Source organism: Pedobacter sp. 05T44, assembly GCF_056395985.1.
In genome coordinates this window covers 1-16,289 of sequence record NZ_JBFTKO010000024.1, presented here as the reverse complement: position 1 = coordinate 16,289, position 16,289 = coordinate 1, and the positions used below count along the sequence as shown (strand labels likewise).

At 38.2% G+C, this 16,289-nt stretch carries 11 protein-coding genes and 1 pseudogene; 9 read left to right on the top strand and 3 right to left on the bottom strand.

Annotated elements, in window-relative coordinates; translation table 11 throughout:
* Positions 1 to 46: 46 nt before the first annotated feature.
* Positions 47 to 1,498, bottom strand: coding sequence for a cardiolipin synthase (cls, locus tag AC1DDK_RS23940; RefSeq protein WP_172660387.1), 1,452 nt, complete (start codon positions 1,496 to 1,498; stop codon positions 47 to 49).
* A 122-nt stretch (positions 1,499 to 1,620) separates the two neighbouring features.
* On the opposite strand from cls, the gene AC1DDK_RS23935 reads away from it, so the two are divergent.
* The 3 genes from AC1DDK_RS23935 (at position 1,621) to AC1DDK_RS23925 (ending at position 4,523) form a co-directional block, all read left to right on the top strand.
* Positions 1,621 to 3,780 carry a hypothetical protein gene (locus AC1DDK_RS23935; RefSeq protein WP_288882824.1) on the top strand — a complete coding sequence of 720 codons (2,160 nt, stop codon included), beginning with the start codon at positions 1,621 to 1,623 and terminating at the stop codon, positions 3,778 to 3,780.
* A gap of 66 nt (positions 3,781 to 3,846) precedes the next feature.
* Positions 3,847 to 4,074: a hypothetical protein gene (locus tag AC1DDK_RS23930; RefSeq protein WP_172660385.1), complete on the top strand. Its 228-nt coding sequence runs from the start codon at positions 3,847 to 3,849 to the stop codon at positions 4,072 to 4,074.
* Entirely contained in the window at positions 4,071 to 4,523 is a 453-nt protein-coding gene (locus tag AC1DDK_RS23925) for a hypothetical protein (RefSeq protein ID WP_288882823.1), read from the top strand. Before AC1DDK_RS23930 ends, AC1DDK_RS23925 begins: the two co-directional genes overlap by 4 nt.
* A 10-nt stretch (positions 4,524 to 4,533) precedes the next feature.
* Here AC1DDK_RS23925 and AC1DDK_RS23920 read toward each other — a convergent pair whose 3' ends face one another.
* Positions 4,534 to 4,782, bottom strand: a complete 249-nt coding sequence (locus AC1DDK_RS23920) for a hypothetical protein (RefSeq protein WP_172660383.1) — start codon at positions 4,780 to 4,782, stop codon at positions 4,534 to 4,536.
* 100 nt (positions 4,783 to 4,882) lie between these two features.
* On the opposite strand from AC1DDK_RS23920, the gene AC1DDK_RS23915 reads away from it, so the two are divergent.
* Complete coding sequence (locus tag AC1DDK_RS23915; protein ID WP_288882822.1) at positions 4,883 to 5,332, top strand: GNAT family N-acetyltransferase; 450 nt, start codon at positions 4,883 to 4,885, stop codon at positions 5,330 to 5,332.
* A 7-nt stretch (positions 5,333 to 5,339) separates the two neighbouring features.
* On the opposite strand, the gene AC1DDK_RS23910 is transcribed toward AC1DDK_RS23915, so the two are convergent.
* Positions 5,340 to 8,135, bottom strand: a complete 2,796-nt coding sequence (locus tag AC1DDK_RS23910; RefSeq protein WP_288882821.1) for a substrate-binding domain-containing protein — start codon at positions 8,133 to 8,135, stop codon at positions 5,340 to 5,342.
* Positions 8,136 to 8,418: 283 nt separating this feature from the next.
* On the opposite strand from AC1DDK_RS23910, the gene AC1DDK_RS23905 reads away from it, so the two are divergent.
* The 5 genes and pseudogenes from AC1DDK_RS23905 to AC1DDK_RS23885 all read left to right on the top strand — a co-directional run.
* The gene (locus tag AC1DDK_RS23905; protein WP_477634111.1) at positions 8,419 to 9,753 is read left to right on the top strand and encodes a sugar porter family MFS transporter; all 1,335 of its coding nucleotides are present in this window, start codon (positions 8,419 to 8,421) and stop codon (positions 9,751 to 9,753) included.
* 10 nt (positions 9,754 to 9,763) lie between these two features.
* Positions 9,764 to 10,681 (top strand): carbohydrate kinase family protein, encoded by a 918-nt coding sequence (locus AC1DDK_RS23900; RefSeq protein ID WP_172660380.1) that lies wholly within the window; start codon positions 9,764 to 9,766, stop codon positions 10,679 to 10,681.
* A gap of 42 nt (positions 10,682 to 10,723) precedes the next feature.
* The gene (locus AC1DDK_RS23895) at positions 10,724 to 13,804 is read left to right on the top strand and encodes a SusC/RagA family TonB-linked outer membrane protein (protein ID WP_337717956.1); all 3,081 of its coding nucleotides are present in this window, start codon (positions 10,724 to 10,726) and stop codon (positions 13,802 to 13,804) included.
* A 17-nt stretch (positions 13,805 to 13,821) separates the two neighbouring features.
* Positions 13,822 to 15,540 carry a RagB/SusD family nutrient uptake outer membrane protein gene (locus tag AC1DDK_RS23890; RefSeq protein WP_172660378.1) on the top strand — a complete coding sequence of 573 codons (1,719 nt, stop codon included), beginning with the start codon at positions 13,822 to 13,824 and terminating at the stop codon, positions 15,538 to 15,540.
* A 56-nt stretch (positions 15,541 to 15,596) separates the two neighbouring features.
* Positions 15,597 to 16,289, top strand: a pseudogene (locus AC1DDK_RS23885) (2,6-beta-D-fructofuranosidase); the annotation flags it as partial.

Sequence of the window (16,289 nt, the reverse complement as noted above, 5' to 3'; positions counted from 1 at the left end):
CACTACAGAGGCAGGACAGAACCAGATATAAGCCATCATGAAATTTCTAAAGCAATGGGGAGAGCAATCTTGCTGCTTTTTCCAATAATTTCTTGTACACAGGGCGTGAATTCCAATAAACAGGATTAATTTTTAATGCATCTTTCAAATCCCGGTAAAAAATATCGCTTAATTCCGTGGCAATTGGAGTATCGTAAACAATTGCATTTACTTCAAAGTTAAGATCGAAGCTTCTGAAATCCATATTAGCAGTACCAACCATAGCTATCTTTTTATCTGTAACCATTGTTTTTGCATGTACAAAACCTTTTTGATATTGATATATTTCTACACCGGCACTTAGTAGCTCACTATAATAGGATCTGGCGGCAGAGTTTACAAGTATAGAATCTGATACTCCTGGTACTAAAAGTTTAACAGAGATTCCACTTAGAGAGGCAATAATCAATGCATCCAATAAGCTTTCGCCAGGAATAAAGTAAGGGCTTGTTATGAGTATTTCGCTGGTTGCAAGATTGATGGCCTGAATGATAGAGAACAAGATGGTTGGTGATTCGGAGTCGGGGCCACTGGCCGCAATCTGAACAACTTTATTATCGTTTACTGTTTGCAGAGGCTTGGGAGGAAAAAAATCTGTATTGGGCTGAAGCAATTCATCTGCACAGAAATTCCAGTCGCATAAGAATAGGTATTGCAGATATTGTGCTCCCGGACCATCAATTCGGAGATGTGTATCACGCCAATAAAGTTTCTCTGATCCATTGTTAATATATCGGTCGCTAACATTTATGCCACCTACGAAAGCAGTAACGCCATCAATTACAATTATTTTACGGTGGTTCCGGTAATTGAGACGGTTGGCAAAAAGCATAAAATGCACTTTTAAGAAAGGAAAGGCTTCTACACCGTTCTCTACCAATCTTGGAACTAGCTTTTTGCGGATGCTGCGGCTTCCGAAATCATCATAAATAAAACGAACTGTAACCCCTTCCTTCGCTTTTTCAATCAAAGCTTGTTCAATTGCGTGGCCTATTTCATCATCCTCATAGATATAGTATTCAATATGGATATGGTGTTTTGCACTTTTAATTGCATTTAATACTTCCGGAAATTTTTGCTCACCATTGATCAGTAGTTTTAAAGCATTTTTTGAAGTTAATGGACTCATAGAATCCTTTAATATCATAAATGCCAATTCCTTGTTGCCAAGAACAGCATTGCCATTTTCCTTAAAAGTGAGCTCTGAATACTGAAGTATGTCGTGCCTGAATTTATTTGCCAGATCATCGTTGCCATAAAGTTTTTTGCTATACATTTTTCTGTGTCGGTAATTGATACCGAAAAAGAAATAGAAGAGCATCCCAAAAAAAGGGACAAATATGGCAAACAACAAATATGCGAGGCTTTTGGTTGTGCTTCTGGTATCGTATATAATGCGCAGACAAACAAAGATTAAAAGAACAACGTAAATGATTTCTGAAATCAGCAGCCAGTCCATAATAGTGATAAGCAGTTAAAACGAATAGATATGTAGTAAGTTAATAATTCCTGACCAATAAATAGATGAATAAATTATATTTACGGTAACAACACACAAGAACCAAACCTAAGAACCAAATAATGAAAACATTAACTCTTTTGGCGTTATTTTCTTTTTCTATTGCTATGCATGCCAGTGCGCAATTAGAAAAAACTGCATTTCAGACAGGTAGTGCCTGGAAACCCGAAATAGATGTACGGTCTGATATTGCAATTGTTTACGGGGCAAATGACAGGCAGGGTATGACGTTTCAGGAGCGCGTAAACTCATGGAGAGACCATGGCTACCAAACACACTTTATGACAGGGATAGCATGGGGGGAGTATCAGGACTATTTTTTAGGTAAATGGGATGGTAAAAATCATCAGGATATTGGCCAGGTAGAAAGAAATGGAAATGTGATTTGGCATGGGGGAGGTGTGCCCTACATAGTGCCCGTACAGTCTTTTCTTGAATATATGAAAACGGCTATCATTAAAAAGGTAATTGACGCCGGCATAACTTCCATTTATTTAGAGGAACCGGAATTTTGGGCAAGAGCAGGATATAGCGAGGTGTTTAAACAAGAGTGGAAAAAGTACTATGGTTTTGACTGGAGGCCACAACATGAGTCGGCAGAGAATACCTATTTATCAAACAAACTAAAGTACCATTTGTATTATGAGGCAATTAAGGATGTTTCCTCGTATGCCAAATCGTATGGTAAAACGAAAGGGTTAGCTATAAAAGTTTACATCGCCACGCATTCACTGGTTAACTATTCGTCATGGCAAATAGTTAGTCCGGAGGCGAGTTTGGCTTCTTTGCCAGGGATTGATGGATACATTGCCCAGGTGTGGACAGGGACATCCCGTGAGCCAACATATTTTGATGGACAGAGGAAAGAACGGGTATTTGAAAATGCCTTTCTTGAATATGGTTCTATGGTTTCTATGACGGCACCTACTGGTAGAAAAATGTTCTTCCTTACAGATCCTATTGAAGATTGGCCACGCGATTGGAGTGATTATAAGCTTAATTATCAGGCCACATTTACAGCTAAGTTGTTGTATCCAATGGTTAATAACTATGAAGTAATGCCATGGCCGGAACGTATTTATACCAGACCTTACAAGTTGGCGAACAGCAAAGAGGCGGTGTTAATTCCTAAGTATTATTCTACTCAGATGCAGGTGATGGTTAATGCGTTAAATGATATGCCACTGTCAGAAAATAAGGTTACAGGCAAAAATGGTATTGGTGTTTTGATGGGCAATAGTCTAATGTTCCAACGCTTTCCTGATCATAAGGGATATGAAGATCCACAGTTTTCTAACTTTTATGGCCAAACATTGCCATTGCTAAAAAAAGGAGTACCTGTACAAACAGTGCACATGGAGAATCTTTCTTTTAAGGGGACGCTTAAAGACATAAAGGTATTAATAGTTAGTTACTCAAACATGAAGCCTGTTTCGGCTGAGGTACATAAGTACATTGCAGATTGGGTTAAAGGTGGTGGTGTTCTGTTCTATTGTGGACGCGATGATGATCCTTATCAATCAGTTATGGAATGGTGGAATACGAAGGGCAATCAATTTAAAGTCCCTTCAGATCATTTGTTTAGCTTAATGAATGTAAAGCCGATTAAGAATAAAAAGGTATCGGTAGGTAAAGGGGCAGTTTATTTGATTAAACAAAATCCTAAAGAGTTTGTGTTAAATGCCAATTCGGCAAATACTTATCTTGACCTTGTTAAACATGCTTATGAATTTGATGCAAAAGCAGGGGAGCTATCCTTTAAAAACAATCTTTACTTGCAAAGAGGTCCGTATGATATTGTTTCCGTAATGGACGAATCTTTAAGTAATGAGCCATATAAAATTAAAGGTCCTGTTATAGATCTTTTTGATCCAAATCTTCCTGTACTTTCAGAGAAGGTGATTAAACCAGGGGAACAAGCCCTTTTATACAATATACTGCGTGTAAAAGATAAAACTAAGGCTATGGTTTTAGCTACAGCATCAAGGATATATGATGAAGTAAGGAATGGAAGAGCATATTCATTTATATGTAAAAGCCCTGCAAAAACGGTAAACAGTATTCGTGTTTTACTTCCCGCTAAGCCTGTAAAGTGTGCTGTTTTAAGCAATAATGGTGAGGAAATAGCCGATGTAAATACTTCATGGGATGAAAGCTCAAATACCCTTTATCTGGGTTTTAATAATAGTCCGGATGGGATAAAAGTAAACCTTACCTGGTAATTGGCAACTAACGCGCGAATATTTCAAACAACCTGCGATAAGCATTGTTGTTAAAATAAAAAAATCATGATCACACCAGAAAACAACATACCTCTTGATGATTCTGAAAATTCAGAAGCAGAGGATCAGCAAAGTCAAAAAGACATTCATTCAAATGGTTTGGATGATACCTTTGAAGAAGAGAAAGTAGAACAGCCGGAAATAGAATTGTTCGAGCAAGCCTCTAAGGCTTCAGAAGCATCTTATACTTTAGAGCCTGAAAAGGGAATAGCGCCGAAAAAGGAAGGTAAATGATGAAAGTTTTAATTCTACTTGTTGTCCTTATCTGCAGCGCAATTGTTGGTAGGGGGCAGGTAGCATCTGTAAACTCTATAATGAAGGAGGTTGAAAAAAGCTATCATGCAGGCGAATATGAGGCTACATTAATCCAATTGGAGCAGGCACAAAAAATAGCAAGGAAAATAACCCCTGCTATTTTGTATTGGAGGATTTTAGCACAAAAAGCCTTATTGCCTGGGGTTAAAGATCCGGCATTTTATACCAATATGAAGAAGTTTGAAGAGCTGGAAATGCTAAGGGAAAATTGTAATTTTTACTTGAAAAGTTATGGGGAATTGCCAGCTCTTAGTGAACAACGTAATAAAGTATATGAGGTGCAGCGGAGTTTGAAAGGCTATCCAGTGGCAAAAGTAGAGTTCGATGAGATTATGCACCTGAAGAATGCGGTGAAGTCGAATCATTAAGAGACAGCGTTTACTTTATTGCCAATTCCTGTTCTTCGTGAAGGAGGATGCTATCTCTAATTGAATTCAGTAAAGTCAGGTCTACTTTGCAGTCCAAACTTTGTCTGCAATGCCTGCGATCCTCTTTATCAATTTCAATTGTTCCAATTCTTTCCTGACGGTCATCATAGATCTGATATTGTTTGTTTTTGATCGCTTTTATATTTAAAAAGCGACCGAAGGGCTTATTATCAGCAACTTCAATTCTAAACTGTTCCATAATATTTTGGTTTAATGTACCCCCTTTAACAAACCAAACAAAAGATTGTTCCTGAAAAATAGCTGTTTTTGCATTAATTTTGTTGCTTAACCTGTTTATAATGATTTCATTAACCCGAACCACTTCTGATAATCCAGATTTCAAGTCATTAGTACTGCTACTCGATAAAGAACTAGCCATCCGCGATGGCGATGATCATGCGTTTTATTCTCAGTATAACAAAATAGTAAATATCAAAAATGTTGTAATTGCTTATGATAATGGTAAGCCGGTTGGCTGTGGTGCTTTTAAGCCATTTGAAGCCAATGCAGTAGAGATAAAAAGAATGTATGTAAACGAAGATTCCAGAGGCAAGAGGATTGCGAGGCGGATTTTATCAGAACTTGAGTTGTGGGCAGTTGAAATAGGGTATGATAGTTTTGTTCTGGAAACGGGATTAAAGCAACCTGAAGCTATTTCATTATATAAAAATATGGGATATGAAATTATACCTAACTATGGCCAGTACCAGGGTGTAGAAAACAGTGTTTGTTTTCAAAAACAAGGCTAACCGCTTACTATTGGAGTCGGGTCTTTTTATATTCAGTAGGGGTCATTCCGTATTTGTTCTTAAAAATGGTGGAGAAATAAGTAGGTGAGGATATACCAACCATATAAGTGATTTCGGAAATGGAATACTCTTCGTTGTTTAAATAGTACTTAGCTTTTTTAAGTCGCCTGTTCAGAATGTAATCTGTTATACTACAGTTTAATAATGCTTTAATTTTACGGTACAGTTGAACTCTGGATATGCCTATTGCTTTGCTGATGTCATCAACGCTGAAATGCTCATTGCCTAGGTTGTGTTCTACAATGCCGGCAAAGTCATTTAGAAACTTTTTGTCAATCACATTCGTAATTGTTCTTTTAACGCCCGATGAGGAGATGTCGCTTGTATAATGCTCTTTTAAAATAACCCGGTTTTTGATCAGATTTTCTACATTTGCTTGCAAGTATTCGAAGTTAAATGGTTTCGTGATATACACATCTGCCATGCTCTGTATACCATTTACTTGCTGCTCTATGCTGCCTTGCGCAGTTAATAATATAATTGGAATGTGTGAGGTACGAATATCAGATTTGAGTTGCTGAGTCAGGTTTTTTCCGGATATACCTGGCACAACAACATCAGTAATGATCAGGTCTGGAATTTTTTCGTATGCTTCTGCCAATCCATTCGTACCTGTAGATGCTGTAAATATTTCATAGGTTCCCTCAAATTTATCCGTTAAATAATCCAGGAGATCCTGATTGTCCTCAATAATTAATATGGATTGATCTTTAATGTGCTCAAATGAACGATCTTTTTCTTTGATGGCCGCATGATCATGTTCTGTAGTGTATATTTTTATCTGATCATAAAGTTTTGCACTTTGCTGTTCCTGTGCAACTTTTTCTTCGGCAGTAAGGTGAGTGTCTCCTAATGGAAGTGCTATTCTAAATGTTGTTCCCTGCCACTTTTGGCTGTTTACAGAGATATCGCCTTTGTGTAAAAGAATCAATTCTTTTGAAAGAGATAACCCTAAACCCGAACCTCTACTGTAATTTACATCCGATTGATAGAACTGATCAAAAATATGTTTAAGCTCTATGTCAGTCATTCCCACTCCATTATCTTCTACATCAATATGAACAGTATCTTCAGTTTTGCTTATTGTAATGTATATTCTCCCGTTATCGCTGGTAAATTTTAAAGCATTGCTTAGTAGGTTAAATATCACTTTATCAAGGATGTTTACATCAAACCAAACTACTCCCGGACTTTCTTTAATCACTAGTCTCAAGTCTATATTTCGTTTTTCAGCACTGTGTTTAAAGCTATCCAGGATTTCTTTTATAAAATCTATTATGTTATTGGCAGTGGCATGCAGCTTGAATTTTTTATGCTCAATTTTCCGGTAGTCCATCAATTGATTTACTAACCGAAGTAGCCTATACACGTTTTTATTAATTAGCTTAAGATTATTACCTGCGGATGTTTTTATCCGTTCATTTTTAAGCAGATCTTCCAGAGGTGATAAGATCAGTGTTAGAGGTGTTCTGAATTCGTGAGATATATTGGTAAAAAAATTAAGTTTAGCTTCGGTTGCGGCCTGAGCTTTTTCCGACATTTCAATCAACTGATTGCGTTGGTTTAAGATCTCAGCATTCTTTAGCTCCAAACTTTTATTGATTTTTCTATTCTCCAGTAAGGCGTGAAAGGCTAATCCCCCGAACACAACCGCTAATACAAGGGTAATCACAATGAAATTCAATACCAATCTTTGGCTATTGTATACCTTGAATTGGTCTGCCAGTAAAGTCTGTTGCCGTTCAATATCATTTTGCTGACTGCTTATTCTTGCCCATTGAAGCTTCATTAATTGTACATTGCTGCTATCGATAACCACAGTTTGCAGAATATTCTCTTTAGAGAATGATTCTCTGTTCAGGATCCTCATGGCTATATTGATAGCTTCTTTACCTCCGGTAGGGTAAAGTACACTGGCAGTAAGCGTTTTGTTACTCACCAGGTTTAGCCCACCGCCATTGCCGGGCAAGGCATCAACACCAACAACTTGTATGCGTTTATTCAGATTAAGCTTTTGAAGTACCCTGCGGGTGCTTGTTGCCATTACATCATTATGCGCAAATATGGCATCAACATTTTTAAGTTTATCCTTGTTTTTAAGTAGTTGAACCTCTGTGTTTTCACCAAGCCAGTCGCCATAAAACTGCCCATTTACTTTAATTTGAGGATGCTTTTTAAGTGCGTCCATAAATCCCCTGTCACGCTCAATAGCAGGAGAGGAGCCGGGCAGTCCCATTACCTCTACAACATTTCCTGAACCTTTTAGACTGTTTGCCAGATATTCGCCGGCAATTTTACCAACCTGATAATTCTCTGCACCAACATAAGCAGTATAAAGTGGCGATGAAGTTTTACGATCGATAACGATTACTGGAATTCCCTTGTTATAGGTCTCTTCAACGATTTTAGTTAATGGAAGGGCTTCGTTTGGAGAAATAATAAGTAAATCAATACCCTCTTCAATCATTTGTTTTACCTGGTCTATCTGCTTGCTGCTGCTGTTATTGGCATCGGCATAACTTAATTTAGTTCCAGGACGCAGCGAAAGCTCGGTTTTCATCTCATCGAGCATTGTTTTTCGCCACAAGTCAGATCCAACACATTGCGAAAAGCCAATTTTATACTCAGGCGTTTCCTTTTTATCTGAGCATCCTATTAAAGGTAATATCAGCCCAAATACAACTACGATCAGCATTGTAATCTGGTACTTAAAAAGACTTTTAAAATCGACTGAATTGCTCATTTATTTGGTTGGTAACTAAGTACTAATCAATAAAGCTATAAATTATATAGCTCATTTAAAAATTTCGAACATGCAGCTGCAATAAGCAGTGTAACGAGAGTTAAAGAATTATGTAACCAGATTTAATGTAGGGGAAATTACTTCCTTTGTTTGTTTTTAATCGTTTGATTATCAGTGGTTTTGTTTGTGTTTGATTTTTTAAAGAATTTGATGTAAGAATCATAACACCTGCTTCTGATTTACCTCTAATTTGCAATCATTAACCATTTATAAATCGAACTTCATGAAAAAAAATTCAGTGCTTGCCTGGTCGGTAGTAGTAGCATTAGGCGGGTTTCTTTTTGGCTTTGATACCGCAGTGATATCAGGAGCCGAGAAATCAATTCAACAATATTGGAATCTTTCTGTATTTGAACATGGGCTAACCATTTCAATAGCCTTAATAGGTACTGTGATAGGCTCATTACTTGGCTCCAGACCATCTGATAAGTTCGGCCGCAAAAACACTTTGTATTTTGTTGCAGTAGTTTACTTGTTGTCATCATTAGGAACTGCATTGGCAGATAACTGGTATGTTTTTCTTGTATTCAGATTTATCGGAGGTTTGGGAGTCGGCACATCCTCAGTAACGGCTCCAATTTATATATCAGAAATTTCGCCGGCCGACAGACGTGGCCGTTTGGTAGGATTGTTCCAGTTTAACGTAGTACTTGGAATTCTGATCTCTTACCTTTCAAATTACCTGATTAGCCAGGGTGGAGAATCATCGTGGCGCTGGATGTTGGGTGTGCAAGCTGTACCATCTTTAGTTTTCCTGATCCTAATTAAGTTTATTCCCGAAAGTCCACGTTGGCTTATCCTTAAAAAAGGAGCTACTGAAAAGGCACTGGAAATATTAAGGATCATTAACCCGCTGAACTGTGAGGCTGAGTTAGCGGCAATTAAGGGATCAGAAAAGAAATTGGGAGAATCTTCAAAAAACAAGGAAAGTTTGTTCTCTGGTMAGTATTCGAAACCTGTGATATTTGCCGTGCTGTTTGCGTTTTTTAATCAGGTGTCGGGTATTAATGCCATTATCTATTATGCGCCCAGGATTTTTGAAATGGCCGGACTTGGTGCACATTCCTCGCTGTTATCAACAGTTGGAATTGGGCTGATTAATTTTGCATTTACCTTATTAGCATTAAATTTTATAGATAAAGTTGGTCGCCGTGTATTGATGTTAATCGGGTCTTTTGGCCTTATCGCTTCCTTATTTTTAGTGGCCTTTACATTTTATACCGAGCGCTTTAGTGGTATGGCTATTCCCATCTATATGATGGTGTTTATTGCTTTTTTTGCATTTTCTCAGGGAGCGGTTATTTGGGTGTTTATTTCAGAAATCTTCCCAAATCAGGTGAGGGCAAAAGGGCAAACCTTGGGCAGCTCTACGCACTGGGTAATGGCCGCTCTGGTTGCTTTTTACTTCCCTTATTTTGCCGAAACTTTTGGAGGTGCGGTAACTTTTAGCTTTTTCGGCACCATGATGGTTTTACAATTGTTATTTGTATGGCGCTTTATGCCTGAGACAAAAGGAAAATCATTGGAGAGCATCGGCGACAATATTGTTTTACATTAAATTTTAAACTATGAAACAAGAAATATCTTTAACGGCAGAAGCAGTGTGCTATGGAGAAATACTTTGGGACGTTTTGCCTGATGGTCCTCAGCCGGGTGGCGCACCTTTAAATGTTGCTTATCACCTCAATAAATTAGGTGTAGCATCTGGTTTGATTAGCAGAATTGGTGATGACAACAATGGGCATAAGCTGGAAGAACTGATGGGCAATTGGGGGATCAACAGGAGCTTCCTGCAAACCGACAAAGAGCACGCTACCAGTGAAGTGCTTGCCAGAATGAACAATGGGAATGAGGTGACTTATGAGATTGTTTTTCCGGTTGCCTGGGATTTTATTAATGAAGCAAATGAGTTAAAGGAACAAATAAAGCCAGCAAAATATTTCGTTTATGGTAGCCTGGCTTCCAGAAATGATACCTCCAGAAATACGCTTATCGAATTGTTGGATACTGATGCAATAAAAGTTTTTGATATCAATATTCGTCCGCCTTTTATTAATCATTCATTGTTAGAAATTCTATTAACTAAAGCAGACATTGTGAAGTTTAATGAGGCAGAGTTGAGTATGGTGCAGACTATGTTTAGCGGTTCATTTGAGGGAGAACCACAGATGGTTAAGTTTATCCAAAACCGTTTTAATGTCCCCGAAATCGTTGTTACTAAAGGAGAGTTTGGCGCTTCGTATTACAAGAATGATGAAGCACATCATATTTGGGGCAACGAGATAAAAGTAACGGATACGATTGGTAGTGGCGATTCTTTTCTGGCTGCTTTTATTGCCAGTCATTACCTTAAAGATCAACCTAAAGATATATTAATGAAAGCGATAGCCATGGGCGGGTTTATTGCAACCAAAAAAGGAGGCTGTCCTCAGTATGATATTGCCGAGTACATTCAGTTCAGAGATCAAATATTTAAACAGAAATAACCTAAACAACAACCAAATATTTAAACCATAACCAAATAAATCATGAGAAAATTTTTCTTGCTATGCAGCTTGCTGCTCATAGCGATAAGCGCGAGCTTTGGGCAAACCAGAGTCATTAGCGGAAAGGTAACTGATGGAGAATCAGTGCCTTTGGAGGCGGTGACAGTAGCAATTCCAGGTACTAAAACTACGGTTCTTACTGATCAGAACGGGAATTTCAAGATCAGCGCAGAGAACGGACAAGCGATAAAGTTTATTTATATGGGCGCAGATCCATATAGCTACACTATCACTGCAGACTCACAAAATATTCAGATCAAACTAAATGTTGCAAGTACCAGTTTGAATCAGGTAGTAGTAACCGGATATCAGAAAGAACGTAAGAAGGACATTACCGGGGCAGTAAATGTAGTAGACGTGAAAGGTATTAAAGATATACCAGTCGGGAATCCTGTTAAGTCTCTCCAGGGACGTGTGCCGGGTGTTTTTATMACTACAGATGGTTCTCCATCAGGCGGTGCTACTGTGAGGATTAGAGGCATCGGAACCTTAGGTAATAATGATCCACTTTATGTAATAGATGGTGTGCCATCGAAGAGAGGTTTGCAGGAATTAAATCCTAATGATATTGAATCTATTCAGGTTTTAAAAGACGCTTCTTCATCTACAATTTACGGTTCAAGAGCTGCGAACGGGGTAATCATTATCACTACTAAGAAAGCCAGGGCAGGATATTCAAAAATTGACGTAAATGTTTCTGCTTCTATTCAGAATTACGCTACCAAATTAAAAACCCTGGATGCAGAAGGCAGAGGCAGGGCTTACTGGCAGGCAGCCGTTAATGATAAAGCGGATCCGAATAAACATCAGATCTATCAGTTTGACTGGAATAATGATGTGAATAACCCAGTTTTAAATAAAGTTATTTATCCTGAGTTTATTGATAATGCTAAGACCATGAGGCCTGCCAATACAGATTGGTTTGATGCCATCTCACAAAATTCAATTATTCAATCGTATGATGTTGCCTTGAGCAATGGCAACGAAAAAGGAAATACCATGTTTTCTTTAGGCTATTACCAAAACAAGGGAATTGTAAAGTCTTCTAAAAACGACAAGTTTACTGCTAGGCTAAACACCGACTTTAATTTTTTAAATTCCAAGCTTAAAATAGGAGAAAATCTTACTGCCAGCTACATTAAAAATGCACTTACCCCGGTGAGTGATATTCTGTTTACATCGCTTGTACAGCAGCCAATTGTGCCGATACACACCATAGATGGTGGGTGGGGTGGGCCTGCCTCGGGTATGACCGACAGGCAAAACCCGGTGAGATTGATAGAAGATAACAGGCAAAATTCAAGCAGTTTCTATCGTATTATGGGAAATGTATATGCTGATTATAGTATTATTCCTGGATTAAACTTACGTACAAGCCTGGGGGTAGATTATAATGGAACTTACCAAAGGACATTGCGTAAATCATACATCTCCGGGTTTTTAGCAGATCCGTCTAATCAGGTCACTAATTCACAAAATTACGATGGTAACATAGTTTGGCAAAACACGCTGAACTACAAACTAACCAGTAATAAACATCAGGTGGAATTTTTGCTTGGTCATGAGCAGATTAAAAACATCAATCAATCATTCCTTGCCAGCAGACAGGGGCTAGCCTTAGAAACTATAGATTACGCTTATCTGGGTGCTGCAACAGGCAATACCTTAAATGAGGGAATAGGATCCGGAAATGCGCTGCTCTCTTATTTTGGAAAAGTAAATTATGTTTTTAATGACAGATATATTGTTTCAGCTACAATAAGGAGAGATGGTTCTTCGCGTTTCGGACAAGATAACCGTTATGGTACATTTCCTGCATTTTCTGCAGGATGGCGCGTTAGCGAGGAAGAGTTTATGAAAAAACTTCCATTTATTTCTGATTTAAAACTTAGATATGGCTGGGGTAAATCGGGTAATCAGGAAATTCCGAATAATGCTAACAGAGCGCTATATGCCGCTATTTATGGTATGGATCCGACATGGGATTTTGATGCAGGAAGTGCTTATGATATTACAGGCAGTGGTTCCGGACAATTGCCATCAGGTTTTACTTCAATACAAAGGGGGAACAATGCCCTGAAATGGGAATCTTTACAGGAATCTAATTTCGGTTTGGATTTTGGCTTGTTAAACAACAAAATCACAGGTTCATTTGACTATTTTATTAAAAATACCTCCGATATTTTAATTAAACCTGCTTATCTGGCTGTTTTGGGTGATGGGGGTAGTAAATACATCAATGGGGCTTCGATGCGTAACAAAGGATTTGATGCCTTACTGTCTTACGATAACAAATTTTCTGATGATTTTTCAATGAATCTGACGGGTAATTTTTCATTGTACCGAAACGAAGTTACTTATTTGCCAGAGGATGTTTTAGCTTCTTACCCGGGCAATGGAACCGATAAAACTGTTTTGAACAGACCAATTAATTCATTTTTTGGGTATATCGCCGATGGCTTGTTTCAAAATGCAGACGAAGTAAATTCTTCGGCAGCTCAACCTGGAAAAGGAATTGGCCGGATCAGGTATAAAGATTTAAACGGAGATAATGTTATAGATGATAAGGACAGAGATTTTATTGGTAATGCCAGCCCTAAATTTACTTATGGTTTAAACGCTTCCTTTACATACAAAGACTTTGATCTTAGCTTCTTTGTGCAGGCAATTAGCATCAAGGTAACAAATGAATTTAAAACTTATACTGATTTTTCATCCTTGTGGACAGGGACAAACTGGGGCCAGAGAACTCTTGATGCATGGACTCCGTCTAACCAATCCTCAACCATTCCTGCACTTACCTTAATTGATAATAATAACGAGGGCAGGTCATCAACCTATTTTATTGAAGATGGTTCTTACGTAAAACTAAGAAACTTACAGCTTGGCTATAACCTTAAGCGTGTGTTTAAATCGAAAATTCAGAATGCCCGCGTATTCATACAGGGAAGTAATTTATTTACGATCAAGAGTAAGTCGTTTACAGGTACCGATCCGGAAACTCCCAATTATGGATTTCCAGTACCTGTAATAGGAACTATTGGCCTGAACATTACATTGTAACCTAAAAATAACAGAACATGAAAAGATTATTATATACACTAGCGGTTCTTGGTGTCCTTCTTACGTCTTGTAAAAAGGTACTTGACGAACCAGCACAGGGAGTTGCTTCTGGTGAAGAACTGAATACTCCCGAAAATGTTGACAAGATGGTAATTGCAGCTTACTCATCTTTAGGAAACGACCATTATACCTCACCTTATTCAAGCATGTGGCCATACGGTAGCGTTAGAGGTGGAGATACTTATAAAGGAGGAGATGGACCAGGGGATTTGTCTGAATTCCATCTTTTTGAAACCTTTGTTACAAATAGGGTAGATAATGGTTTGTTGGATCAGTTGTGGTTTAGGCTTTATGTAGGTGTTGGAAGGGTTAATGACGCCTTAAAAAGAGTAAATGCTTTGTCTGATGCGGATTATCCTAAAAAAGCAGAAAGACAAGGAGAACTAAAGTTCCTGAGAGGCCATTACTACTTCCTGCTTAAAATCCTTTTTAAATATGTACCATTTATTGATGAAACACTTGTAAAAGAGGATTATCCAACAGTTTCTAACAGGGCATTAAGTAATGAAGAGTTGTGGGACAAGATTGCATCAGATTTTAAAGATGCAGCCGCTGTGCTTCCACCAGATCAAAGTGACAAAGGCCGGCCAAATAAATTTACTGCAAAGGCTTATTTAGCTAAAGCGCTTTTATATCAGGCGTACATTCAGGACGAAAGCAATACAGTAACTTCCATAAGCTCTGAAAAATTAACAGAGGTTAATGCTTTATGTGATGAGGTAATTGCATCCGGCAGATATCATTTAAGTGATGATTTTGCTAATAATTTTCTGTCTTCAACCGAAAATGGACCAGAGTCCGTGTTTGCTATTCAGTATTCGAAAGATGATGGAACACCTAAGGGGCGGCTTGACTATGGACACGCGCTTAATTACCCAATGAACCAGGATTATGGCTGCTGCGGATTTAATGTGCCTAGCCATGATTTGATTAACTCATTTAAAACTGATGCAAATGGTTTGCCAATGTTTGGCACCTACAACGATGTTGATGTTGCAGCGTCACTTGATTTTCAGACCAGCACTTTTGATCCTCGTTTAGATCATACTGTTGCTAAACCCGGAGCTCCTTTTAAGTATAAAACAGATTTTATATTTGAACGATTTTGGGCAAGGGCTCCTGCAGTTTATGATGCATTTGCAAGTTTAAAAGAGGCGGTATTGCCAGGTGATGCTTCTTTTCAGAAAATTCCGCCATTTATGTCGAGCTCTAAAAACTGGGAGATTATTCGTTATTCAGATGTACTTCTTTGGAAAGCTGAAGCGCTTATAGAACTTGGTAGACAAGATGAGGCTTACCCGTTGATAAATCAGGTAAGGGATCGTTCATCAAAAAGTAAAGCACTTCTTAAACTTGCTAACGGAAATCCAACCTCGAACTATAATGTTCAGCTATATCAGCCGGGCGTAAACTGTACATGGACTCAGGAATATGCCAGAAAGGCGCTTCGCTTTGAAAGAAGGATTGAGTTCGCAACTGAAGGCTATCATTTCTTCGATCTGGTACGCTGGGGCGTAGCGGCGCAAACCATGAACGCTTATTTTAACATAGAAAAATCAAGAGCCAACCATTTGGCTACCGCTAAATTTACAGCCGCAAGAGATGAGTATTTTCCAATTCCATTAAATCAGGTTAATTTTAGCAAAGGCTTATACCAACAAAATAAGGGTTGGTAATGGATTTAAAATATTATTATTACATAAACATACAATTTAACCTAAATAACTAAACGATGAAATCAATTTTAAAAGCCATACTTACCACGGGGCTAATGTTGTACTGCAGTATCTCAATTTTTGCAGCAGATATTTCTATTAAGATCACTAAGAAATACCTCAACTTACCTATATCTCAACGCCAGGATAGGGGAATAATGACATTTGAAATAGCGGGTAAACAAGAACGCTCATTTAAAATAAGATTGGCAACAGGGGAACCTGAGTACTGGGTTTTTAGCGACGTATCTGCTTATAAAGGAAAAACTATAAAAATAAGCTATGATGGTGATGCTACAGGACTTAGCAAAATCTATCAGGACGATAAGATTGCTGGTCAGGATTCTTTGTATCATGAGAAAAATCGCCCTCAGTTTCATTTTACTACAAGGAGGGGATGGGTTAATGATCCAAATGGATTGATATATTATGAAGGTGAATACCACTTGTTTTATCAGCACAATCCTTATGAGAGAGAATGGGAAAATATGTCGTGGGGGCATGCTGTGAGTAAAGATCTTGTACATTGGGAAGAGCTCGCGGTGGCTTTACATCCTGATAAGTTAGGTACTATGTTTTCTGGATCTGCTGTGATTGATTATGATAATACTGCAGGTTTTAATAAAGGAAAAATACCTGCAATGGTTGCTTTCTATACTGCCGACAATGCAGATAGAGAAATTCAATGTGTTGCTTACAGCGCTTACAGC

Excerpts from the sequence above, each read along its gene's own strand:
- cls (WP_172660387.1), bottom strand. The coding sequence starts at position 1,498 with ATGGACTGGCTGCTGATTTCAGAAATCATTTACGTTGTTCTTTTAATC.
- AC1DDK_RS23935 (WP_288882824.1), top strand. The coding sequence starts at position 1,621 with ATGAAAACATTAACTCTTTTGGCGTTATTTTCTTTTTCTATTGCTATG.
- AC1DDK_RS23930 (WP_172660385.1), top strand. The coding sequence starts at position 3,847 with ATGATCACACCAGAAAACAACATACCTCTTGATGATTCTGAAAATTCA.
- AC1DDK_RS23925 (WP_288882823.1), top strand. The coding sequence starts at position 4,071 with ATGATGAAAGTTTTAATTCTACTTGTTGTCCTTATCTGCAGCGCAATT.
- AC1DDK_RS23920 (WP_172660383.1), bottom strand. The coding sequence starts at position 4,782 with ATGGAACAGTTTAGAATTGAAGTTGCTGATAATAAGCCCTTCGGTCGC.
- AC1DDK_RS23915 (WP_288882822.1), top strand. The coding sequence starts at position 4,883 with ATGATTTCATTAACCCGAACCACTTCTGATAATCCAGATTTCAAGTCA.
- AC1DDK_RS23910 (WP_288882821.1), bottom strand. The coding sequence starts at position 8,135 with ATGAGCAATTCAGTCGATTTTAAAAGTCTTTTTAAGTACCAGATTACA.
- AC1DDK_RS23900 (WP_172660380.1), top strand. The coding sequence starts at position 9,764 with ATGAAACAAGAAATATCTTTAACGGCAGAAGCAGTGTGCTATGGAGAA.
- AC1DDK_RS23890 (WP_172660378.1), top strand. The coding sequence starts at position 13,822 with ATGAAAAGATTATTATATACACTAGCGGTTCTTGGTGTCCTTCTTACG.